The following is a 23,622-nucleotide window of genomic DNA, read 5'->3' on the forward strand; positions in this document are numbered from 1 at the left end:
GATAACAAAAAATGAGCAAATTAGACCCCTATTTTGGTGAATTCGGCGGGCAATATGTCCCAGAAATTCTGATCCCAGCGTTGAATCAGTTAGAAGATGCCTTTATTGAAGCCCAAAGTGATGCCACATTTCTAAAAGAATTTCATGACTTACTTAAAAATTATGCGGGACGCCCTACAGCTCTCACCTTATGCCGTAATCTTACGGAAGGTACCAAAACTAAGCTTTACTTAAAACGCGAAGATTTATTACACGGTGGCGCGCATAAAACGAACCAAGTTTTGGGTCAAGCTTTACTGGCTAAACGAATGGGAAAAACTGAGATCATTGCAGAAACAGGTGCAGGCCAACACGGTGTTGCAACTGCACTGGCTTGTGCGCTACTCAATATGAAATGCCGCATCTATATGGGTGCAAAAGATGTCGAACGCCAGTCACCAAACGTCTTTAGAATGAGACTGATGGGCGCAGAGGTTATCCCTGTACATAGCGGTTCAGCCACCTTAAAAGATGCATGTAATGAGGCACTAAGAGACTGGTCTGGAAGTTATGAAAATGCCCATTATCTGCTGGGAACAGCCGCAGGCCCACACCCTTATCCAACGATTGTACGTGAATTTCAACGTATGATTGGAGATGAAGCCAAACAACAAATCTTAGAACGAGAAGGACGTCTACCTGATGCTGTCATTGCTTGTATTGGCGGCGGCTCTAATGCAATTGGTATGTTCGCTTCTTTTATCCCTGAAGAGCAAGTTAATCTTATTGGTGTCGAACCTGCGGGTTTAGGCATTGAATCAGGCCAACATGGCGCGCCATTAAAACACGGTCGAGTGGGTATTTACTTTGGTATGAAATCGCCGATGATGCAAACAGATGAAGGACAAATCGAAGAATCTTATTCTATTTCAGCAGGTCTCGATTTTCCCTCTGTCGGCCCTCAGCATGCCCATTTAAACAGTATTGGACGTGCTGAGTATGTTTCTATCACGGATGATGAAGCTTTAAATGCATTTAAATTACTGTCGCGCAAAGAAGGTATTATACCCGCTCTCGAATCTTCACATGCTTTAGCTTATGCTTTAAAAATGGCTGAAAAAGAGCCAAATAAAGAGCAATTGCTAATCGTAAATTTATCCGGCCGTGGCGATAAAGATATTTTTACTGTGCACGATATTTTAAAAAGTAAGGGAGAAATCTAATGGAACGTTACACACAACTTTTTCAACGTTTAGAAAATAAAAATCAAGGTGCTTTCGTTCCCTTTGTTACTTTAGGCGATCCTGACGCTGAGCTTTCTTTAAAGATAGTTGATGCTTTAATTTCTGGCGGAGCAGATGCATTAGAAATCGGTATTCCCTTTTCTGACCCACTTGCCGATGGCCCAACGATTCAAAATGCCAATTTACGTGCTTTTAAAAGTGAAATAACACCAACAATTTGCTTTGAATTATTAAAACGAATTCGAGAAAAACATGCTGAAATTCCGATTGGTTTATTAGTCTACGCAAATCTTGTATTCAGCAATGGAATTGAAAACTTTTTTATTCGCTGCCAAGAAGCGGGTGTCGATTCAGTTTTAATTGCTGATGTTCCTATGAGCGAGTCTAAACCGTTTCGCGATGCTGCTTTGAAGCATAATATTGCCCCTATTTTTATCTGTCCACCAAATGGCGATGATGAATTATTGCAGAGTATCGGACAGCACAGCCGCGGTTATACCTATTTATTATCAAGAGCGGGTGTTACAGGAACAGAGAAACGTGCTGAAATGCCATTAACGCATTTAATCGACAAACTTAAACAATACAATGCCGCCCCCGCTCTGCAAGGATTTGGTATATCTGAACCGGCACAAGTTGCTCAAGCAATAAAAAATGGTGCTGCTGGTGCTATTTCAGGTTCAGCTGTAGTTAAAATTATTGAGAATAATCTTAATAGACCTGATGTTATGCTGGCCGAATTAACCCAATTCGTTTCTAATATGAAGTCAGCAACTTTTAAATAATGAGAAAAAACCGTCAAGATGATTTGTTGGCGGTTTTTTTAATTTAAAACCCTTTTTATTCTCTCTAATTAAAAACCCCTTCATTATTCAAATACAAAATACACTATTTAAGGATATATTTAGTGTTTATTTAAAGTAAATTAATATTTAAATTCTATTATTGACAAGACTACTTTTACTCTCTATGAATAAACAATCAATTTAAATTAAAACTTAGATAAAAAAGCATCATCAAGCAGTAAAAATAACTAAACCTAATAACAAACAATAAATAACCCTTATTAATAGCATCTTATTATAATTTAAAGCTAAGTATTAATTCATGCGTAATAATAACTACAATATCCATATTAGAGTAATTACAACGCAATGATTAATAAGTGAAAATTTGATCTTGATATATTTACATCTTACATTCAAATTATTGTAGGCATTTATGTTACATATATATTAACCATAGGACTTTAAAATAATTAATTTTTATTTAAATTACATTTAAAGCATAATTAACTGGCTGTAATGGAATTTAAGTATGCTATTTTTTAATTAATCTACAGTCTAATTTAGGGATATATATGAAACAAATTAACAATAAATCACTCAATCGCCCAATATTGAGAATTAAACCTGTATTTATAGGAGTATCCATTGTTTTAGGTCTTGTTTCTGTCGCTCAAGGGGCCATTACTAATATTAACGGTGCTAACGTTATTAATCAATCAACCGGACCTACTATCGTTAATATTAAGGGCCCAAGTACTGGTGGTGTATCACATAATATTTATAGCCAATTCGATGTTGATCAAAAAGGCTTAATTTTAAATAATAGTAATACAAGTTCTGTTACCCAACTAGGCGGTACGATTAACGGTAACCAAAATCTTACAGGAGGACCTGCTAGCGTTATACTCAATGAAGTTAACTCTAATAAAGCGAGTACTTTAGGCGGTATGATCGAAGTTGCCGGTGATAAAGCTCAAGTCATCGTTGCTAACGCATCAGGAATTACCTGTAACAATTGTGGCTTTATTAATACTGACAGAGTCACTCTAACCACAGGAAAACCACTTGTTGCTGGTGGTGCGGTTATCGGTTATAACGTTGAAAAAGGCCAAATTGTTATTAAGAACACTTTAGTTTCAGATTCACCAACCGATATAATCGCTCGAGCAGTCTCTATCGGTGGTGATATTAAAGCTAAAGAAATCAATGTAGTTACAGGTAATAACTTTGTTGATGCAGATGGTAATTATGTCACTAATGTCACAGGTGTAGGTTATAATTATCAAGTAGGTATTGATGTCACATCTGTCGGCGGTATGTATGCTGATAAAATCACCTTAGTTTCCACTGAACACGGTTCTGGCGTTAATAATGCAGGCACTATTGCCGCCGGTACTGATGGTTTAACAATAAGTTCAGTAGGATTGCTAACAAATAAAAATAATATTAAGTCTAATGGTGCTATTAAAATTGATTCTATTGGATTAAAAAATCTATCTAATATTACTGCAACCGATAATATAGATGTTGTAGTAGATCAGTATAATTCAATTATTGATAATAGATACGGCCAAATCACCTCCACAGGTGGTAGCATTAATATGGCGAATTCTACTACAATCGATAATGGTGCTGGTATTATTAATGCGAAGAATGATATTAATCTTAATACAAGTTTATTAAACAATACAAATGGCAGTATTAAAACAAACAAAGGTGACATAAATATTAAAGCAATAACAGGAATTCAAAACTATCACACTTTAAAACCTGGATCACCTGCTTCTGAAAATAAAGGAATAGTTTCAGGTAATGATTTAGTTATCAATGCAGGTTATGTCTACAATAATAACTCAAATATTACAGGCCGTGATATAACAATAAACTCTCGCAACTTAATCACTAATGCTAATTCAGCTGCAATATCTGCTAAGCGTAGAATTAGTCTTGATGCAATGGATATAAAAAATATTTCCTCCACAATAACATCCACTAATGGAAAAATGGATATCGTCGCTGGCACCGCTATTACAAATGACAGATACTCTTCTATTAGTAGTGGTAAAGCTATAAATGTTAAAGCTAATGTGTTAGAGAATCGAGGTTCTATCACATCTGCAGCAGGTAAGTCTGTATATAACCTTACAGGCCTTTGGAATGATAACGGCTACATTAAAGGTTATAATTTAGACTTTAATACCAATACATTTTCTAATAATAGTGCATTTATCCTCGCTGAAAATAACTTAAATATTGCAGCTAATACTGTAAGTAATCGAAGTTCAATTAATTTTAAAAATCTGACTCCAAGCTTTGGATTGATTGATAAAACTGGTGGGCTAAAATCAGATAATGGATCAGTTGTAATAAAATCAAATAGTTTAAATAATTATTATGGCAATATAATTGCTAATATTTCAGAGAAAGCTGCTATTAAAGGTGATATTGATATTACGTTAAGAAATGATTTGGATAATCGTTATGGCAAAATTTCAGGGATGAATAATGTTAAATTAAACGTTGATAAAATTAACAATACATATTTAGGCGTAATTGAAGCAGGTAAAAACGTTATTATAGATGCATTTACAAAGATTGATAATGCTGGTGGTAGAATTAGTTCAACTGGCACAACTAAAATAACTACTCCTGCCATATACAATGGTAGTACTGGCATAGTTTCAGGTTCAACAGTTATAATTGATGGTAAATTATATTATTAATAATATAACCCAAGGGCCTTTTGGCCCTTTTTTTTAGTCAAAAAACTAATATTAAAGATAATCAAACACCTGAACATAAAATAAAAAATCAATCATCAACATATTTGAAACTATTAATTCCTAATCTGGATATTTAAACAACTCCCTTTTTATTTAAAATATAAGTGGTGTCTATGAAGTTTCGTTATTTATTTTTATCTATTTCATTATTTCCTTTTTTTTCATCAGGTAACCAACTACCTGTTATCGATCAACAAATTAACAATCAAATTAGTCAAGATAAATCTCGTCAGCAACAAACTCAGTTAGAAACTAAAGATACACTCAATAAAAAAGTGGAAAAGTCGAATAACATTTTAATATTCTCAGAAGAAAAAAACTGTTTTGAAATAAAACAGGTTACGTTAATAATAGAACCCAAGTTACCGTCTATGCGGCCTCTTCAGATGTATGCAAATCAAGTCATCGGACACTGTATTGGTATCAACGGTGTCCAAACACTAGCGAAAGGTTTGCAAGATAAAATAATTAAAACGGGTTATATCACAACGCGCGTCACCATCCCCGAACAAAATATTGGTGATGGTAATTTAATACTTCAAATTATTCCGGGAAAAGTCGCAAACATAAAACTAACCGACGATAGTGATAAATATATCAATTTATCCACTGTCATGCCGACTAAAAAAGGGGATATTTTAAATTTGCGCGATATTGAGCAAGGCTTAGAAAACTTAGAAAGAATACCAAATGCAAAAATTGACATAGAATTATCGCCTAGTCGCGAACTTTCAAGCTCTGACATCACGATTAAACGGGATAAATCACCACATTTCAATGTCGGTGGCTATTACAGTAACTCAGGGAGTAAACAAACAGGTAAAGACCAAGTGGGCGTCACGCTGTATGGGAATAATCTCACGAGCTTAAATGACACGCTCTATGTATCGGCAGGTAAAAACTTAAACAACAAAGCTCGTCATAGTTCAAATAACCAATCAATTTACTATGCTGTCCCCTATAACTATTGGCTTTTTTCTGTTTATGCTAGTCAAAGTGACTATAAGCAAACTATTAATGATACCGTCATGAGCTACAAATACTATGGTGATAGTAAATATTTGAATGCGACTGCTAGCCATATCTTAGTACGTGGTCAAACATATAAAGATACGGTATCAATGCAATTAATGAAACGAAAATCCAAATATAAGCTTGAAGATGTCACTTTACTGTCGCAGGAAAGAAACCTTACCAACATTAAATTAGGCGTGAATCATCGACAAAATATTGATAATGCAACTATCGATGCCTCACTAAATTACCAACGTAATGTTCCTTGGTTTGGTGCTGAAGAGAGTTGGGATATGAAATATGGTGATGTCAGTACACTAGGGCGAGTTATTACATTTGATGCCAGTGGCATGATCCCTATCGTATTTGATAATTTCGTCATGAGCTATAATCCACAGCTATTCCTACAATACTCCCGTGACCGTTTAACTATTCAAGACCAATTCTCTCTGGGAAATCGTTGGACTGTAAGAGGATTTGACGAGGAGTTTTCCCTTATTGGAGACAAAGGCTTTTATTTTCGTAATGAATTCAATTTTTATTTCCCTGGGATCTCCATCTACCCGTACTATGCTATAGATTATGGACGCATTATTGGCGATATCTATCCTATAGGCCTTTATTCTGATGATCAATTAATCGGTACGTCCATCGGTATGAGAGGCAACATTAATATCTTTAGCTATGACCTCTTTTTGGGAACACCGCTGTATAAACCTGATGAATATGAGACAAGTAGTGTCAATGCCGGTTTAAATATTCAATGGTTCTGGTAGTCATCTAAAATCACATATTCAAAAATCTAAAGGGTTAATTTAATTGCGCCTCGCATTAGATTAGCCCCTTCCTATTTTCATTTAACAGAAATTAAATCATCAATAATAATTTTCAATAATTTACCATTACATTTATCACATAATGTGATTACTTTAATTAATTATTGCACAGGCTTATTTGTTGTATAGCTTTAATTCTGATTATTGTTCTCTATTTGGTAACTATAAATTAATTGTTATTTTTCTTTTAAAATTATCTCAATACCCTGAAATGGTGATAAATAAATAGAAACGATACAAGTAAAAACAAAAAATCCGAGAATATAAATACTCTCGGATTTCCTACTACACTCTAATCCATCAGATTTCAGGAAATATCCTGTTTTGCATCCTGCTAAATACTTAGAAGCGGTAACCAACACCGAACATAAATACAAACGGGTCTAGACGTGTATCAACTTTATATTGGTCATCACCTGCTTTAAATTTAACGTCAGTTTCAATATTCATCCACCAAACAGAGGCGTTTAACATCCAGTTGTCAGTTAACATATAATCCATACCTGCTTGTGCGGCAAAGCCCCAAGAGCTAGATAAGTCTAAGTCACTTAAACCTGCTGTTTTACCTGTTGAGTTAAATTTTTCATCAAAAAAGAAGGTATAGTTAACACCGGCACCTAAATAAGGGCGCAGTTTGTCTTCTTTACTACCAAAATAATATTGAGCCATTAACGTTGGTGGTAAATGTTTAACTGTTGCAATATTTCCTGTTGGACCAGTACCAACTTTATGTTCAAAAGGTGTAGCTGCTAATAATTCCACACCAATATTATCGGTGATCATATAACCAAAGGTTAAACCTAATTGAGTATTATTATTAGCATCAAAAGAACCTAAATTACCTACTCCTTTTATATCAACAGCATCTGATCCTGCATTAGGTCTTACGGTTGCAGTACCCGCACGAAATAAGAAATCGCCAGCTTCGTGAGCAATTGAAATTGCCGGAGCTAGAGTTGCAGCAGCTAAGATAAGCGCAGTGAGTTTTTTCATTATCAATCCCATTCCTGTATTTTTATTTTAGGCAAATATACCTTATTATATAAATTCATGTTCAAATCAAGATCACATCTTTTACTAATTTACAGACAACATAATAAATATGATTATATTATTTCATTTATATTTTTTTAAATTTTGATTTAAATCAATTTTTGACAAATAAGCATCGAAATATAAAATGATTTTTCATTTCATTATATTTCCATCACGCTTATAACTTACATTTAAAATACATGTTAAGTGTATTTGATTATAAAAAACATTATTAACACCTATTTAGCGTGTTAATTTCAAATAACAATTATTGCTAACTCCCAGACTTTTCTTATCTTTCTCTACCTATGAGCAGGATACTCAGTTACAATTAGCTAAAATTATGATCTCATTTGTAGATAGGAGCAGTTAGATGTCCATTTCGGCCAATTCACTCATCAGTGACAGTATCAATTTTTTTAAAAATCAGTTGAGTGGCCTATCCACAATCGTACTGTTAGCAACTGCGGTTAGCCTGATTTTTTACGCTGTCATGATCCCAAATGAGCAAATGATAGGGGTACTTATTGAAGCGCAAAGTAAGCTAGTCGAAGCGGGCAATTCAGGCTTGCAAGACTGGGTACTTAGTCTTTCTGAAGCGGATAAAAGCAGCATTTTACGTGTATCTTTTGGGTTGATATTATCAGTAACACTCGGCAGTCTAGTATTGATTTGTGGTGTACTATCTTATATAGCAGGAATGTCTCAAGGTGAGGAAATGACAGGTACGCAAGCCATTGTATCGTCATTATCTAAAGCGCCATCCATGTTTCTGTTATTAGTGGTTTGCTCGCTGCTTATTCAACTAGGTATCACTATTATGGTGCTTCCTGGTATTGTGCTTGCCATTGGTTTTTCGTTAGCCCCAGCGATTCTTATCAGTGAAAAAACTAATCCATTTAGTGCTATGGGTAAAAGTTGGAAGATGGCTTATGCCAATTGGCGAATTGCATTACCAATGGTATTAATCTGGATGGCGTCACAAATGCTAGTGAGTGTTTTACTCAGCAGTGTCCAATTAAATCATATTGTTGCTAACGGTATTTCGTTCCTAATAAATAATATTATTGCCGCTTTTGCACTAATTTATTTCTACCGTTTATACATGCTGATTAACAAAAACTGACTTAGCATCAATTCAAATATTCAGGGCGCATAATAAATGCGCCCTTTTTTTGACTCACTAAATAACAATTTTTGTTTTGCTATTTTTTAAGAATTATCTGTCTTCATGTTTAATTTGTTCAGAGAGTGGCATAACACCATTACAACATTTTAGCGTACCCGCAGTTTGTTCTACCTCATCAATTACTCGCTCTTCTACTGCCTTTCTATCTTCTACACATTTTATTTGTATTTGCTGCTTACTCTGAATTAAGCGGATTGCAAAATAAATATCTGGCACAACTAATAAATCATCATCAGAACGTATAATTTTATTTTGTTCTAACCATCGATTAACGGAGGTACGCCGCCCTGCTAAAACCAGAGTAACCCCTTTTGCTTTCAATGAAGTCACAATGTCATTTAGGGCAGAAAAAACGCTAACATCATTATGCGTAAAGCTCACCGCAGCATCAACGATGATCCAAGCGGGCCTTTTAGGCTGATTATCTAAATGTTTATTTAAGCGTTCTTTGAAATAATTAACATTAAAATAAGTCAGCGGAGAATTAAAACGATAAATCAAAACGCCATCTACTGGTTGGATGTCATTACCCGGCGTTATAGAGTGCAACATGCCTTGATCATCAACACCTAAAAGCTGATCAGTCGGACGAAAAATAATACGAATAAATTGCAACAAACCTAATAATACCGCAAGCCCAACGCCACTAATAAGCCCAACGACTAATACGGCACACAGCGTAAATATGCAGAGGAAAAAAGCCTCGCGATTACGTTTACGCATTGAAAATATACTTCGGAAATTAATTAATGATAATGTCGAAATAACAAGCACCACACCCAATGCGGGCATCGGTATATAACCGAGTAAGTCCATAGAAAAAAGTAAAACAGCCAATATTGTTAATGCTGCAACTATTGAAACTAATTGTGTTTTCCCGCCCATCATATCATTAACAGCTGTTCGGCTACTTGCCGCGCTCACAGCAAAGCCTTGCGACAATGCCGAGGCAATATTCGCCAATCCCAAAGCACGTAATTCCTGATCAGCATCAACGGTATAACCATTTTTACTTGCAAAGCTACGCGCCGTCATCATAAAACTCACAAAGCTTATCACCGCAAGGTTTAAGGACGGAATGACAAGATCGCGAATTAATCCGGGAGGGAAATCAGGCATAGGGATTGATGGCAATCCATTACCAAGATTTCCAACAATACTCACCCCATATTGTTCAAGATTAAATAACAGACTCGCAGCGGTAGCTAAGACCATAGCAATTAATAATGAAGGCCATTTACTACGAATTTTTCGAATCACAATCGTGATAGTTAATGTTGCCACTGCAATAATTAACGTTGGAATATGTGTTTGAGATAACGATAAAGGAAATGCAATTAAGCGCTCAATAAAACCGGAAGGTAGGGTCGTAATACCAAAAATTTTGCCCAATTGACTGACAACAATCGTCAATGCCACCCCATTGAGTAATCCTTGTAGAATCGGGCGAGACAAAAAATCAGCAAAAGTCCCTAATCGAAATCTTGCCGCAATTAAACACCAGACCCCCGTCATCAAGCTCATCACAATGATCAATTGCCACCGCGTATTGGCATCACCCATTGCTAATGGGCTAACGGCTGCCGCTATTACGGCGCACGTTGCCGCATCAGGCCCAATAATAAGCTGTTTTGAAGTACCAAATAAGGCATAAACAAACATCGGCAATATACAGGCATATAAACCCACGATTGCATTAACACCCATCAGTTCTGCATAGGCGATGGCAACAGGCAATGCCACAGCAGCAACCGACAGCCCCGCCTTCACATCAGGCCCTAAGTCTGCAAGTTGATATTTGAACAGCGTTTCTAATCCTGGCATCCAGGCAAATAGCCTAGCTTTAATCATGTTCTGAAAAATCCCTATAAATTAGGTAGTTAAAATAATATACACACTATTTATATATCAACCGCACAAGTTAATCTAGAAGTAAGTCAAATAACAGTAAGATTGTGCAAATATAATTGGTAACAATGCGTGTTTATTGGTAAAAAGATGCAAACTTTTAACAATCCAAGCAAAAATCAGTTAAACTACTCCATTATCTTGACGTTGAGGCTATGTATTCACTGTTATGAAACAACTTATTGATTTTATTCCTTTAGTCATCTTTTTTATCGTCTATAAGCGATATGATATTTTTTATGCGAGTGGCGCCTTGATGGTTGCGACTCCTCTGGCATTACTTGCGACTTATCTGATCTATAAAAAAGTAGAAAAAGTGGCGAAAATTACCTGCGCTATTGTTATGGCCTTTGCCGCATTAACACTTATTTTCCATAGTGATGTCTTCATTAAATGGAAAGTAACTATCATTTACGGTCTTTTTGCTATCGCGCTACTAGTAAGCCAGTGGTTCACTGAAAAACCATTAATTCAAAGAATGCTCGGTAGTAATCAAGAAATTAAATTGGCTGATAGTTATTGGGCAAAACTCAACAGTGCGTGGGCTATCTTTTTTATAGTCTGTGCAATTGTTAATATCTATGTTGCCTTTTGGATGGCACAAGATATTTGGGTTAACTTTAAAGTCTTTGGTTTAACGGCTGGTACACTTATTTTTACAGTTCTCAGTGTGGTTTATATTTTTAAAAATATGACCAAAGAACCTGTAGAAGAACATAAAGAATAGGCTTTATAAATTATATTTAGCTTCGAAACATAAAAACCTGCTATTTAATAAAAGCAGGTTTTTTTATTTAGATGACAACATCATTATTCAGTCATTATCGACCAAACGCTTTATTTATCTTTTTATCGGTATTGTATTGAGATAATGCATATACCGACCATATCGCTGCGGGTATCCAGCCAATGAGCGTAATCTGTAAAATTAAGCAGATAATTCCCGCAAAAGGCCGCCCAATGGTAAAGAACTGAAACCAAGGTAGTAATAGTGCCAATATTAATCTCATCATGAATCTCCCTAATTATCTTTCATCGATAACATGTCATCTTTTTAGTATAGACAATCTAACCTGTTAACTAAATGTAAAAGACGTTTCTTGTTTTTTCTTTGCATTAATTTAGTTTATTACAGGAGGCGTTTGACACACTATAGTCAATATTGATGATTAACGTATTTTCTTCATACAAAAATCATTTGGTTATAAATCATCGTGGCAGAAGATGTTGTTCTAGTTTACTATTGTCACTATAATTTGCTATAAAAGTATAATTATCCTTTAAATCATTATTTTAACTAAGAGTTGGATATGCAATTACCTAACGGGGAACTCGTCTTACGCACGCTGGCTATGCCTGCGGACACCAATGCAAATGGCGATATTTTTGGTGGTTGGTTAATGTCTCAAATGGACATTGGCGGCGCTATTCTAGCGAAAGAAATAGCACTGGGACGTGTTGTCACCGTCGCGGTTAATGGTATTAAATTTCAAAAGCCTGTTGCTGTAGGTGACGTCGTTTGTTGCTATGCACGTTGCGTAAAAACAGGTAAAAGCTCGATCACTATCAATATTGAAGTTTGGGTAAAAAAAGTGGCTACAGAACCCGTAGGTCAACGTTACCGTGCAACTGATGCCATTTTTACTTATGTCGCAGTCAATGACGACAGTACACCTCGTGAATTGCCAAAAGAAAAACAACATTTTCAGTTAGAAAGCTCAGATTAAACTAGCTTTACGACTTGCAAATATAGCCATAAAATAAAAAATACCGCTGTGAAATAATTATTCACGGCGGTATTTTTTATCAAGAAAGTAATGGGGTAACTTTATAATATGACTTCTATTTTTATACTTGGCTAACCGTACCATCAAGTTTGAAATAAATTTCTGTCACATAACCTTTAGCCGGTTGTTTTTCATATGCCCAACGATTCATCGCACGTTTAACGTCTCGCTCAAATAATCCTTTTGGTGAGACTTCCACAAATTCAATATTCGTCACACGCCCATCTTCATCAATATCATAACGGACTTTAACATAACCTTCTTTACCCAGTCGTCGTGCGCGATCTGGATATGGAGGAGCCTGCTTACGTAACGCTTTAGGCCCACTCTTACTCGTTGATTGGTTGTTAGCCGGGCCATTATTTTTGGCAGTCACATTCGATTTTTCTACCTTCGATTGTGAATTAGACTCTGTGTTTGAATTATTTGTTGCCAGCTGCTTTTCAACAGGCTTAGCCTCTTCTTTAATTTTTTTCTTTTCTTCTACTTTAGGTTTTGGTTTCTTTTTAACTTCAGGTTTTTTTTGCGGTAAAGCAATAGCTGGCTCAACAACGGGTTCAGGTTCCACGATAGGTTCTGGTTCTGGCTCAGGTTCCACCGGCGTTTCTACCTGCGGTACAGGCTGAGCTGCGGGAGCCTCTTCTTCAAACGCTATCATTGCAATGCTCATAGGTTCTGGATTTTTAACCAAATTTGGTTGATTGAAAATCCAAGCCATTGCGAGGCCCGCATGTATAGATAACGAGATAACAATAATGAAAACCCAACGGATCCAGCGCATATGCAATTTCTACCCTACACCTGTACTTAATGAATATGACTGATAGTTTAAATGCAAATAGCAATCATATTCAATAAGCTTTATCACTCAAAGTGAAAAATGTGAATAAAAGCCTTAATAACCCTACTCACACCATTGAGCAAATAACAGAGAATGACGACGTTTATAAATGTCAATTTTACGCATTGAGTAGATGTGCATATTACGCCTAGAATGCCCTTCCAACCAGCGACGACGGCGTCTAAGAGCCTGTCTTAACATTCTCCAGCGAGCAACTTCATGCCTACTACGTCTCATTTATTGTGTCCTTTTCAGATGAATAATTAATTTTCAAAAAATATTATATTCTTTTGCTCAAAGGAGCCAAGTAGAACTTTTTTAACCCCTAAATATCCATATTAAATAATTACAACTATAAATAATAAACAAGCTAAATTATAATTTCATTATAGATTTATGCATTTAACAAAGCTTTTGTAACCAATTTTTGCTAAATTCTATTAAGTTTAGTTTTGATCATGATTTTATATGGTGAAATTTAGCTAAACTCTCGTTTTTTGACACTATTTCTTCCATTTTTCACCCTGTCAGTGAGGCATGCAATCAATTATGGCAACAGTCTATACTTTCGTTAGCTGGCTATTTTTTTTCCTTTATTGGCTAATTATTGCAGCTGTTACGGTTCGAATTCTAGTAAAACGAAGACCTGTGACTTCAGCGATGACGTGGTTATTAATTATCTATATCCTGCCATTGGTCGGTATCATTGCGTATGTTGCTTTTGGTGAGTTACATTTAGGCAAGCGCCGTGTCGATAAAGCACATCACATGTGGCCATCAGTCGCAACATGGCTAGAAAATTTACGTCATTCAAAACATATATTCACGTCAGAGAATAGTCCTGTCGCCGAGCCTCTGTTTCAACTCTGTGAAAAACGCCAAGGCATTGCTGGTGTAAAAGGCAACCGAATACAACTCTTAACAACTTGTGAAGACTCTCTCAAAGCGATTGTTAATGATATCAACAATGCGCAACACTCCATTGAAATGGTATTTTATATCTGGCAGCCTGGTGGTCTTGTAGACGGCGTTACAGACGCCCTTCTTAACGCGGCTAAGCGCGGTGTCAAATGTCGTATTATGGTTGACTCTGCGGGTAGCTGGCATTTTTTCCGTAGTGATTATCCAGATAAAATGCGCGCAGCAGGTATTGAGTTCATTGAATCGCTTAAAGTTAATTTAATGCGTTTTTTCTTACGCCGTATGGATTTACGTCAACATCGTAAGATAGTCATTATCGATAATTATATTTCATACACCGGTAGTATGAATATGGTCGACCCACGCTATTTTAAGCAAGATTCAGGGGTGGGTGAGTGGATTGATATACTGGTTCGAATGGAAGGCCCTGTAAGCACCACCTTGGGTATTGTCTATGCTTTTGACTGGGAGATGGAAACAGGCCAACGTATACTGCCACCGCCGCCTGATGCCAATATGATGCCATTTGAACAGGCCAATGGACATACAACGCAAACTATTGCCTCAGGGCCTGGTTTCCCTGATGAGCTTATTCAACAATCTTTAATGACAGCCATGTTCTCTGCACGTAAGCAGTTAATTATGACGACCCCCTACTTCGTACCGAGTGATGACCTGTTACATGCCATTTGCACTGCTGCAATGCGTGGTGTTGACGTCAGTATTATTATGCCTCGTCAAAATGACTCATTTTTAGTACGTTGGGCAAGTCGCTCGTTTTACACCGAATTACTTGAATCTGGCGTTAAGATTTATCAGTTCGAAGATGGCTTACTACATACAAAAAGCGTCCTTGTCGATGGTGAACTCAGTTTAGTCGGCTCAGTTAACCTAGACATGCGCAGCTTATGGTTAAACTTTGAGATAACTGTTGTCATCGACGATAAGAGTTTTGGTAGCGATCTCACGCTTGTCCAGTATGACTATATGGCTCGCTCAACTCGCTTAGAAATAGATGAATGGGAACAACGCCCATTTTGGAATCGTGTCGTTGAACGCTTATGTTATTTCTTTAGCCCATTGTTATAATTATAATTTTTAGGAACGACCATGACAGCAACGCATAATACAAATTTAATTGATGAAGATGAAATCATTGAAATCGCATATGACCTTTTCCTCGAAGGGGCAATGGATAATCTAGAACCTGCGGATCAATTAATTTTTGCTTTACAGTTTGAAGAGTGTGGTGCGGCAGAAATAGTGCCCATAACTGATCACTGGCAAATGATTTTAACAAATGAGCTTGAGTTAAAAACGCTAAGTGAAGTCGTGATCGGATTGGCGAAAACAGCCGAAGATGAGCTAGATGATATTTTTGCACGAGTTCTCATTAGCCGTGATCCTAAAAAACCATTCCATCATATTTTATGGAAAAACTAGTTTTTATCTAAATACTTTCAAATAGTTATTGCCATGCAGTAAAAAGGGCCGATTGGCCCTTTTTATTTTTTTAACGCTAATTTTAAACCACTATGATTAAAGCGGATCAATTTTTAAACATGATACTGCATGTTTAAAACTACCTTCCAATAATGGTCTTGTTTTACTACATTCCTCATCCGCCAGCGGGCAGCGCGTTCTAAATACACAACCAGACGGTGGGTTAATCGGTGATGGAAGTTCCCCATCGAGTAATTCAATCACTTTATTTTTTTCTTTGTCAGGATCGGGGACAGGAACAGCAGACATCAGCGCTCGAGTATAAGGATGTAATGGATGATTATACACCTCGTCATAAGTACCTAATTCGACGGCATGACCTAAATACATCACTAATACGCGATCTGATATATGTTTCACTACCGCTAAATCATGGGCGATAAAAATCAGTGAAAGCTTCATTTCGCGCTGTAGTTCCTGCAACAAATTGACGACTTGTGCTTGAATGGAAACGTCGAGTGCTGATACTGGCTCATCACAAATAACCAATTTAGGTTCAAGAATCAACGCACGGGCAATCCCAATTCTCTGGCATTGCCCGCCAGAAAACTCATGCGGATAACGGTTAATCAGATTAGGTAATAAGCCGACCTTCAACATCATCGCTTTTACTTTTTCAAGAATCTGAGTATGTGACATTTCTGGATGATAAGTTTTGAGTGGTTCTGCAATAATATCGCCAATGGTCATACGTGGATTCAGTGATGCCAATGGATCTTGAAAAATCATTTGGATATCACTACGCACATTACGCCATTCTTTATTGCTCATTCCAAGTAAATCTTTGCCTAACCAACTCACCGTACCATCGGTCGCTTTAACTAAGCCAATGAGGGCTCGTGCAAAAGTTGATTTACCGCACCCTGACTCACCGACAACACCTAAAGTTTCACCTTCATAAAGACGCAAAGTAACGCCATCAACTGCTTTAAGACTTTTATCTGGCTGCCAAAACCATTGTTTTTTATCTCGAATCGAAAAGTGAACTTTAAGATCGTTAACTTCCAATAAGACTTGCCTATCTTGTTTTTGCCTGTCTTGTTCTTGATTAGTAGATTGCTGTGTCATGCTAATTCCTCCACAGGCTGAAAGCAGGCACGTAGGCGATTTTGTGAGAATCCTGTTAGCAGAGGTTCATTTTCAACACATTGAGCACTAGCAAACTGGCAACGAGGAGAAAATGGACACCCTTTAGGCAATCTTAATAGATTCGGTGGATTGCCTGGAATAGTTGCCAGACTTTCGTCATCACCATCAAGACGCGGTACCGCAGCAAGCAAACCTAAAGAATAAGGGTGTGATGGCGCATAAAAAATATCGCGCGCAGTACCATACTCCATGGTACGCCCTGCGTACATAACCAATACTTTGTCACATACACCTGCCACAACGCCTAAGTCATGTGTTATTAAAATAATAGCTGTATCAAATTCACTTTTTAGCTCATTTAAGAGCGTCATAATTTGTGCTTGCACAGTAACATCTAATGCGGTTGTGGGTTCATCTGCAATCAATAGCTTAGGTTGACATAATAATGCCATTGCAATCATAACTCGTTGACGCATTCCACCTGAAAATTCATGGGGATACATATGCATACGTTTACGCGCTTCTGGCATTTTCACTGCATCAAGCATACGAATAGATTCTTCAAATGCCTCATGACGACTCATTCCTTTATGAAGCATTAAAACTTCAGAAAGTTGGATACCTATTTTTAGATAAGGATTTAATGATGTCATTGGATCTTGAAATATCATCGATATTTCTTCAGCTCGCATTTTATTAAGTTCTTTTTCCTTTAAATTAAGGATCTCTCGCCCATTAAAAATAGCAGAACCCCCAATGTGGCCATTTTTGGCGAGTAATCCCATTAATGCAAATGCCGTTTGTGATTTACCTGAGCCCGATTCCCCAACAATTCCAAGGGTCTCTCCTGCACTTAATTCAAAATTAAGTTTATTAACCGCTGTCACATCACCATCTTGTGTAGAAAATGTCACATTGAGATCTTTTACAGTTAAAAGAGGGCTTTTAGATGTCATTATTGTCATATATATCCCCTTTAACGATCTTTCGGGTCGAGGGCATCACGTAAGCCATCGCCGATAAAATTGAAACAAAATAATGTAATCACTAAGAATCCCGCAGGTATAAGCAGCAACCAAGGTGTGACTTCCATTGAATTAGCACCATCGCTGAGTAATGCCCCCCAACTACTTAACGGCTCTTGAGTTCCTAAACCTAAAAAGCTTAAGAATGATTCAAACAAAATCATACTTGGCACTAATAATGATGCATACACCACAACCACCCCGAGCACATTAGGGACGATATGACGTAAAATAATATGTCGAGTACTTACACCACTCACTAATGCAGCTTCGATAAATTCTTTACGTTTAAGACTTAATGTTTGCCCACGCACAATACGTGCCATATCAAGCCAAGACACCATACCGATGGCAACAAATATCAGTAAAATATTGGTACCAAATAAAGTGACTAATAAAATGACAAAAAACATAAAAGGAAATGAATTTAGAATTTCAAGAATACGCATCATCAATGAGTCAATTTTGCCGCCGACATAACCCGCCAATGAGCCATATAAAGTACCGACTATAACAGCCACGAGTGCGGCTGCGACACCAACCATCAATGAAATTCTTCCACCAATAGCGACTCGAACAAGTAAATCACGTCCAGATGCATCGGTCCCGAAATAATGTCCTGTTGCTGCATCTGGCGGCATAGACATCATTTCCCAATCCGTATCATCATAAAGAAATGGCGATAACATCGGAGCAAAAATAACAAACAACGTAATTAAAAATAAAATGCATAAACTAAAAATGGCGGCACGATTATGAATAAAACGCCGACGGGCATCCTGCCAAAGACTACGCCCTTCAATATCAAGCTGCTCTGTAAATTGCTCCAGAGCTTCACTATTTTTTTTATTTAATAACATAGTGGGTCTCCGGTCTAATAACGAATTTTAGGGTCAATAACGGCATATAACACATCAACGATGGCATTAAAGGCAATCGTTAATATACCCACTAATATTGTCAAACTCAGTACCAATGAATAATCTCGGTTTAACGCGCCATTAACAAATAATTGCCCAATCCCCGGTAAACCAAATATAGTTTCAACAACCATTGAACCAGTAATAATGCCAACAAATGCAGGCCCCATATATGACAATACCGGGAGTAATGCAGGCTTTAATGCGTGACGTAAAATAATGGTTCTTAACGGTAAACCTTTGGCGCGGGCAGTGCGAATGAAATTAGAATGCATAATTTCAATCATAGAACCACGAGTGATACGAGAAATACTCGCAATATATGCTAACGAAAGTGCAACCATCGGTAAAATCATGTGTGTGGCGTTACCACCATCCCAACCTCCACCTGGTAGCCATTTTAAGTGAATGGCAAAAATAAGTACCAACAGTGGAGCCACAACGAAGCTTGGGATGACAACCCCCGTCATGGCAAAACCCATGACTGTAAAATCCCACTTAGTATTTTGATTAAGTGCAGCAATCACCCCCGCAGTTACACCAAAAAAAACCGCAACAATAAAAGCAGTCGCGCCTAATTTGGCTGATACCGGAAATGCCTTAGCCACTAATTCATTAACACTGTAATCTTTATATTTAAATGAGGGACCAAAGTCGCCTTTAGAAAGCTGAACAAGATAATTAAAATATTGCTTATACATCGGATCATTAAGATGATATTTGGCTTCAATATTTGCCATCACTTCCGGCGGCAATTTTCTCTCCCCCGTAAAAGGACTTCCAGGTGCAAGTCGCATCATAAAAAATGAAATGGTGATAAGAATCAAAAGTGTCGGAATTGCTTCAAGTAAACGACGCAAAATAAATTTAAACATTGCCCTTTCCTACTTCTATTGCCTATTAGGCTGTAATGGTCAAATGAAGTCTGGCCCATCATTAGAGCCAGACTAATATGACTAGTGCTTGATAATATAGAGATCTTTAGTATGTAGGTTATCTAATGGGTCTTTACCACTATAGCCACCCACATAAGGTTTAACTAAGCGAGTATTTACATAATAGTAAAGAGGGACAATTCCGGAGTCTTTATCAAGCAATTTCTCAGCTTGCTTATATAATTCGGCACGTTCTTCATCAGTCTTAACTTGTAATGTTTTTTTCATTACAGCGTCAAAGTCAGTATTTTTATAGTGAACGGTATTATTACTGCTATAGGAAAGTAACATATTTAAGAAAGAAGAAGGTTCGTTATAATCTGCACACCAACCTGCTCGAGAAATATCATAAGTTCCTTGATGACGACTATCTAAGAATGTTTTCCATTCCTGATTTTCAAGTTTTACTTCTGCGCCGATATTTTTCTTCCACATTGACGCAGCGGCAATAGCAATTCGTTTATGTAAGTCAGACGTGTTATATAACAAATTAAACTTCAGTGGATTCGATTTATTATACCCAGCCTCTTCCAGTAATTGCTTCGCTTTTTCATTACGTTGTTCCTGAGTCATATTAGTATACCACTCCGGTTTTTCTGCATTCATCCCATAAATAAAGGGAGGAGTAAATCCATATGCAGGAATATCACCTTGCGCCTTCACTTTATAAGTGATCACATCTCTATCCATTGAAAGCTTCAGCGCCTCTCTCACTTTCGGATTATTAAACGGCGGTTTTTCATTATTAATTTCATAGTAATAAGTACACAAATATGGACTTACACGTAATTCATTCGGCATATTTTCTTTTAAGCTTTTGAATTGTTCTATTGGCAAATTGCTATAAGTCATATCAATTTCACCACTACGATAGCGGTTAACATCTGTAACTTCAGAAGAGATCGGCAGGAAAGTAACCTGATCTATCACCGTATTCGCATTATCCCAATAAGTTGGGCTACGCTCTAAAACAATACGTTCATTAACGGTCCAATCTTTTAATTTATACGCACCATTTCCGACAAAATTTTGTGGTTGGGTCCATTTGGCACCGTATTTTTCAATCGTTTTTTTATTAACGGGTGACATGGATGAGTGAATTAACAATTTAGGAATATAAGGCACTGCCTCACTTAACGTAATAACCAAAGTATGGTCATCAAGCGCTTTGACGCCTAATTCTGATGGTTTTTTCTTACCGGTAATAACATCATCGACATTGAGAAAATGGGCGTACTGTAAATAGCTTGCATATGGTGATGCGGTATCTGGATCAGCTAAACGTTGCCAACTGTATACAAAATCCTGCGCAGTAACAGGGTCACCGTTTGACCATTTTGCATCTTCACGAATTTTAAATGTCCACTCAGTAAAATCTTTATTTTCCCAACTCGTTGCTGAGCCAGGTAAGATTTCACCATTTGGGCCAACAATTGTAATACCTTCTAGCAGATCTCTTGCTAATGCCGATTCAGGAACACCTTCAATTTTATGAGGATCAAGTGATTGAGGTTCTGAGCCATTATTGCGTACTAAAAGTTGTTTTTCTGCCAATTCGACACCAGCAGGGATTGTTGCTGCAAAACTACTTGCAACACTACCCGCCATGAGTCCAGCAGTAACACTTAATGCAACAAGAGTTTTATTGATTAATTTACTCATCGTATCAGCTACTCCCTTACTATTATTATGATTGTGTTGTTGATGTATTTACTTACTTAAGTTTGTAAGCACTTTTTGTAATTATTTAAATGTTATTTATCATCTTCTCTTATATATAACCGCTTAATATCCATATAATCAAGAGGGTCTTCACCTTTAAATCCACCAACTGTCGGATTTATCATTCGAGCACTAACGCGGTAATAAACAGGGACAATCGCAGAATCGGCATCTAATAGCGCTTCAGCTTGTTGATAAATTTGATTACGTTCGAGGGGGGTTGGCGCTATTAAGGCTTTTTCGAGTAGTGCATCAAAGCCTTTGTTCTTATAAAACGCCGTATTATTACTATTTTGCGATAACATCATATTCAAAAAAGAGGTAGGTTCATTATAATCCGCACACCAAGTTGCTCGAGCAACATCATAATTTCCTTCATGCCGACTTTGTAATGATGTTTTCCACTCCTGATTTTGTAATATAACTTGCGCTCCAATATTTTTTTTCCACATAGAAGCTGCAACAATAGCTTGCTGTTTATTTTGATCGGACGTGTTATATAAAAGAGAGAACTTAAGCGGATTTTTTTCATTATATCCGGCTTCGGCTAGCAATAGCTTGGCTTTTTGATATCGTTGTTCTGGGCTTAATTTAACCCAACTAGGTAATGCGAAATCACCATTATTAATAAAAGTAGGTGTAAAACCGTAAGCAACAGTTTGTCCTTGCGCAATAATTTTATTTGTAATGGTTTCTCTGTCTAAGCCTAATTTAATTGCTTCCCTCACCCTTGAGTCATTAAATGGTGCTTTTTGATTGTTAATCTCATAATAGAAAGTACACAAGTATGGGCGTACATATAATTCATTTGGTCTTTCTACCTGCATTTTTTGAAATAGTGCGGGAGGAATGGCCGAGTTTGTAATATCAATTTCACCACTACGGTAACGATTAATATCACTAACTTCAGAGGAGATTGATAAAAAGGTAGCTTGGTTAATTCGACTATTTTTATTATTCCAATATTGCGGATTGCGTTTAACAACAATACGTTCATTAACAATCCATTGATCTAATAAATAAGCGCCATTTCCGACAAAATTTTGAGGTTGGGTCCACTTGTCACCATACTGTTCAATGATTTTCATGTTAACGGGTTTCATCGCAGTATGTCCTAACATGTCCACAAAATATGGAACAGGACGACTTAATGTAACTTCTAAATGATGATTATCTAACGCTTTAACACCGAGAGATTCAACTGGCATATCTCCTTTTAATATTTCAGCAGCATTTTCAATATAGGCATTTTGTAAATAACTTGAATAAGGAGAACCTGTCTTTGGATCAGCTAAACGTCGCCAACTGTAAACAAAATCTTCAGTAATAACCTGAGTCCCATCACTCCAGCGTGCATCTTCTCTTAATGTAAAAATCCAACGCGTATATTTATCATTCTCCCAATTTTTAGCGACTCCAGGTGTTAACTTTCCGTCGATATCCGTATAAACCAATCCTTCTAATAAGTTCAAAATGATATTACTTTCAGGAACACCTTCAACCTTATGCGGGTCAAGGGATACGACTTCAGAGCCATTATTAATAGTAATTATTTGCGGTGATACATTTTTAGTAAGTTCATTTGCCTTAGCCTCTAACGCTAAAAACAAAAAAGGAAGTATGCTCAAATATGTTATCGATTTTGTCACTACATCCCCCTGAAGTTGTTAATAGTATCTTATCTATTAGATAGTTAACTGATAAAACGAGTCTTTCAACTAAAAATATCGCTAGTAATATCTACCTTTCAACAATCAATTTATTAACATTAATTTAACATCTAATAAAATTTTAAGTTATTCTTAAATTTCCCTCAACCATTAATTTTATAAATATAATTAAATTACAATAAGTTAGATAGACTCTTTATATAATTTCTTAATAATCATTAAAGTGAATATAAACATATCATTAACAAACACCAATTAGAATAGTGAATAATTTTACTTAGCTCACAATTCCACATTTTTTATGCCTGATTTGGCAAAAAATGCGGCATATAATGACAAAAAATATTTATTACCAAAATCACCTTTAAGTGCCTATTAAATAAGCAGTTAAAATATCCTCTTACAATATCAATAATAATAAGAGTGGCTCACT

20 protein-coding genes are annotated in these 23,622 nt (G+C 36.6%); 9 read left to right on the top strand and 11 right to left on the bottom strand.

Annotated elements, in window-relative coordinates; translation table 11 throughout:
* Positions 1-11: 11 nt before the first annotated feature.
* The 4 genes from trpB (at position 12) to AAZR93_RS03685 (ending at position 6,584) form a co-directional block, all read left to right on the top strand.
* A complete protein-coding gene (gene trpB / locus AAZR93_RS03670; protein ID WP_434719015.1) occupies positions 12-1,202 on the top strand; it encodes a tryptophan synthase subunit beta in 1,191 nt (396 codons plus the stop codon).
* Entirely contained in the window at positions 1,202-2,008 is an 807-nt protein-coding gene (gene trpA, locus AAZR93_RS03675; RefSeq protein ID WP_434719016.1) for a tryptophan synthase subunit alpha, read from the top strand. Before trpB ends, trpA begins: the two co-directional genes overlap by 1 nt.
* 575 nt (positions 2,009-2,583) lie before the next feature.
* Positions 2,584-4,734: a filamentous hemagglutinin N-terminal domain-containing protein gene (locus tag AAZR93_RS03680; RefSeq protein ID WP_434719017.1), complete on the top strand. Its 2,151-nt coding sequence runs from the start codon at positions 2,584-2,586 to the stop codon at positions 4,732-4,734.
* Between the two features lie 173 nt (positions 4,735-4,907).
* Positions 4,908-6,584: a ShlB/FhaC/HecB family hemolysin secretion/activation protein gene (locus AAZR93_RS03685; protein ID WP_434719018.1), complete on the top strand. Its 1,677-nt coding sequence runs from the start codon at positions 4,908-4,910 to the stop codon at positions 6,582-6,584.
* A 402-nt stretch (positions 6,585-6,986) separates the two neighbouring features.
* Here the strand turns inward: AAZR93_RS03685 and ompW are convergent, their stop codons facing one another.
* The gene (gene ompW / locus AAZR93_RS03690) at positions 6,987-7,637 is read right to left on the bottom strand and encodes an outer membrane protein OmpW (protein WP_294106082.1); all 651 of its coding nucleotides are present in this window, start codon (positions 7,635-7,637) and stop codon (positions 6,987-6,989) included.
* Between the two features lie 415 nt (positions 7,638-8,052).
* Here ompW and AAZR93_RS03695 point away from each other — a divergent pair, with 415 nt between their 5' ends.
* Positions 8,053-8,805: a YciC family protein gene (locus AAZR93_RS03695; protein ID WP_434719019.1), complete on the top strand. Its 753-nt coding sequence runs from the start codon at positions 8,053-8,055 to the stop codon at positions 8,803-8,805.
* 93 nt (positions 8,806-8,898) lie between these two features.
* Here AAZR93_RS03695 and AAZR93_RS03700 read toward each other — a convergent pair whose 3' ends face one another.
* Entirely contained in the window at positions 8,899-10,719 is a 1,821-nt protein-coding gene (locus tag AAZR93_RS03700) for a SulP family inorganic anion transporter (RefSeq protein WP_434719020.1), read from the bottom strand.
* Between the two features lie 226 nt (positions 10,720-10,945).
* Between AAZR93_RS03700 and AAZR93_RS03705 the strand changes: the two genes are divergently transcribed.
* Entirely contained in the window at positions 10,946-11,503 is a 558-nt protein-coding gene (locus AAZR93_RS03705) for a septation protein A (RefSeq protein ID WP_294106073.1), read from the top strand.
* A gap of 94 nt (positions 11,504-11,597) precedes the next feature.
* Here AAZR93_RS03705 and AAZR93_RS03710 read toward each other — a convergent pair whose 3' ends face one another.
* Positions 11,598-11,786, bottom strand: a complete 189-nt coding sequence (locus AAZR93_RS03710; RefSeq protein ID WP_294106197.1) for a YqaE/Pmp3 family membrane protein — start codon at positions 11,784-11,786, stop codon at positions 11,598-11,600.
* A 300-nt stretch (positions 11,787-12,086) separates the two neighbouring features.
* On the opposite strand from AAZR93_RS03710, the gene yciA reads away from it, so the two are divergent.
* Complete coding sequence (gene yciA / locus AAZR93_RS03715) at positions 12,087-12,503, top strand: acyl-CoA thioester hydrolase YciA (protein WP_294106070.1); 417 nt, start codon at positions 12,087-12,089, stop codon at positions 12,501-12,503.
* A 121-nt stretch (positions 12,504-12,624) separates the two neighbouring features.
* On the opposite strand, the gene AAZR93_RS03720 is transcribed toward yciA, so the two are convergent.
* Positions 12,625-13,344, bottom strand: coding sequence for a TonB family protein (locus AAZR93_RS03720; protein ID WP_434719021.1), 720 nt, complete (start codon positions 13,342-13,344; stop codon positions 12,625-12,627).
* Positions 13,345-13,467: 123 nt separating this feature from the next.
* Positions 13,468-13,641 (bottom strand): YciY family protein, encoded by a 174-nt coding sequence (locus AAZR93_RS03725; protein ID WP_294106063.1) that lies wholly within the window; start codon positions 13,639-13,641, stop codon positions 13,468-13,470.
* A 312-nt stretch (positions 13,642-13,953) separates the two neighbouring features.
* Here AAZR93_RS03725 and cls point away from each other — a divergent pair, with 312 nt between their 5' ends.
* Positions 13,954-15,414, top strand: a complete 1,461-nt coding sequence (cls, locus tag AAZR93_RS03730) for a cardiolipin synthase (RefSeq protein WP_294106060.1) — start codon at positions 13,954-13,956, stop codon at positions 15,412-15,414.
* Positions 15,415-15,435: 21 nt separating this feature from the next.
* Positions 15,436-15,768, top strand: a complete 333-nt coding sequence (locus AAZR93_RS03735) for an HI1450 family dsDNA-mimic protein (protein ID WP_434719022.1) — start codon at positions 15,436-15,438, stop codon at positions 15,766-15,768.
* A gap of 96 nt (positions 15,769-15,864) precedes the next feature.
* Here the strand turns inward: AAZR93_RS03735 and oppF are convergent, their stop codons facing one another.
* The 6 genes from oppF to AAZR93_RS03765 form a co-directional block, all read right to left on the bottom strand.
* Complete coding sequence (oppF, locus tag AAZR93_RS03740; protein WP_434719023.1) at positions 15,865-16,896, bottom strand: murein tripeptide/oligopeptide ABC transporter ATP binding protein OppF; 1,032 nt, start codon at positions 16,894-16,896, stop codon at positions 15,865-15,867.
* Positions 16,893-17,882, bottom strand: coding sequence for an ABC transporter ATP-binding protein (locus tag AAZR93_RS03745; RefSeq protein ID WP_336429991.1), 990 nt, complete (start codon positions 17,880-17,882; stop codon positions 16,893-16,895). The genes oppF and AAZR93_RS03745 overlap by 4 nt, the downstream gene beginning before the upstream one ends.
* Before the next feature lie 11 nt (positions 17,883-17,893).
* Positions 17,894-18,802 (bottom strand): oligopeptide ABC transporter permease OppC, encoded by a 909-nt coding sequence (oppC, locus tag AAZR93_RS03750; RefSeq protein WP_294106052.1) that lies wholly within the window; start codon positions 18,800-18,802, stop codon positions 17,894-17,896.
* Positions 18,803-18,816: 14 nt separating this feature from the next.
* Positions 18,817-19,737 (bottom strand): oligopeptide ABC transporter permease OppB, encoded by a 921-nt coding sequence (gene oppB, locus AAZR93_RS03755; protein WP_294106050.1) that lies wholly within the window; start codon positions 19,735-19,737, stop codon positions 18,817-18,819.
* Positions 19,738-19,818: 81 nt separating this feature from the next.
* Positions 19,819-21,459, bottom strand: a complete 1,641-nt coding sequence (gene oppA, locus AAZR93_RS03760; protein WP_294106047.1) for an oligopeptide ABC transporter substrate-binding protein OppA — start codon at positions 21,457-21,459, stop codon at positions 19,819-19,821.
* A 92-nt stretch (positions 21,460-21,551) separates the two neighbouring features.
* A complete protein-coding gene (locus tag AAZR93_RS03765; protein WP_434719629.1) occupies positions 21,552-23,129 on the bottom strand; it encodes an ABC transporter substrate-binding protein in 1,578 nt (525 codons plus the stop codon).
* Positions 23,130-23,622 lie beyond the last annotated feature (493 nt).

It is taken from the genome of Providencia sp. Je.9.19, assembly GCF_051129765.1.
GTDB lineage: Bacteria > Pseudomonadota > Gammaproteobacteria > Enterobacterales > Enterobacteriaceae > Providencia.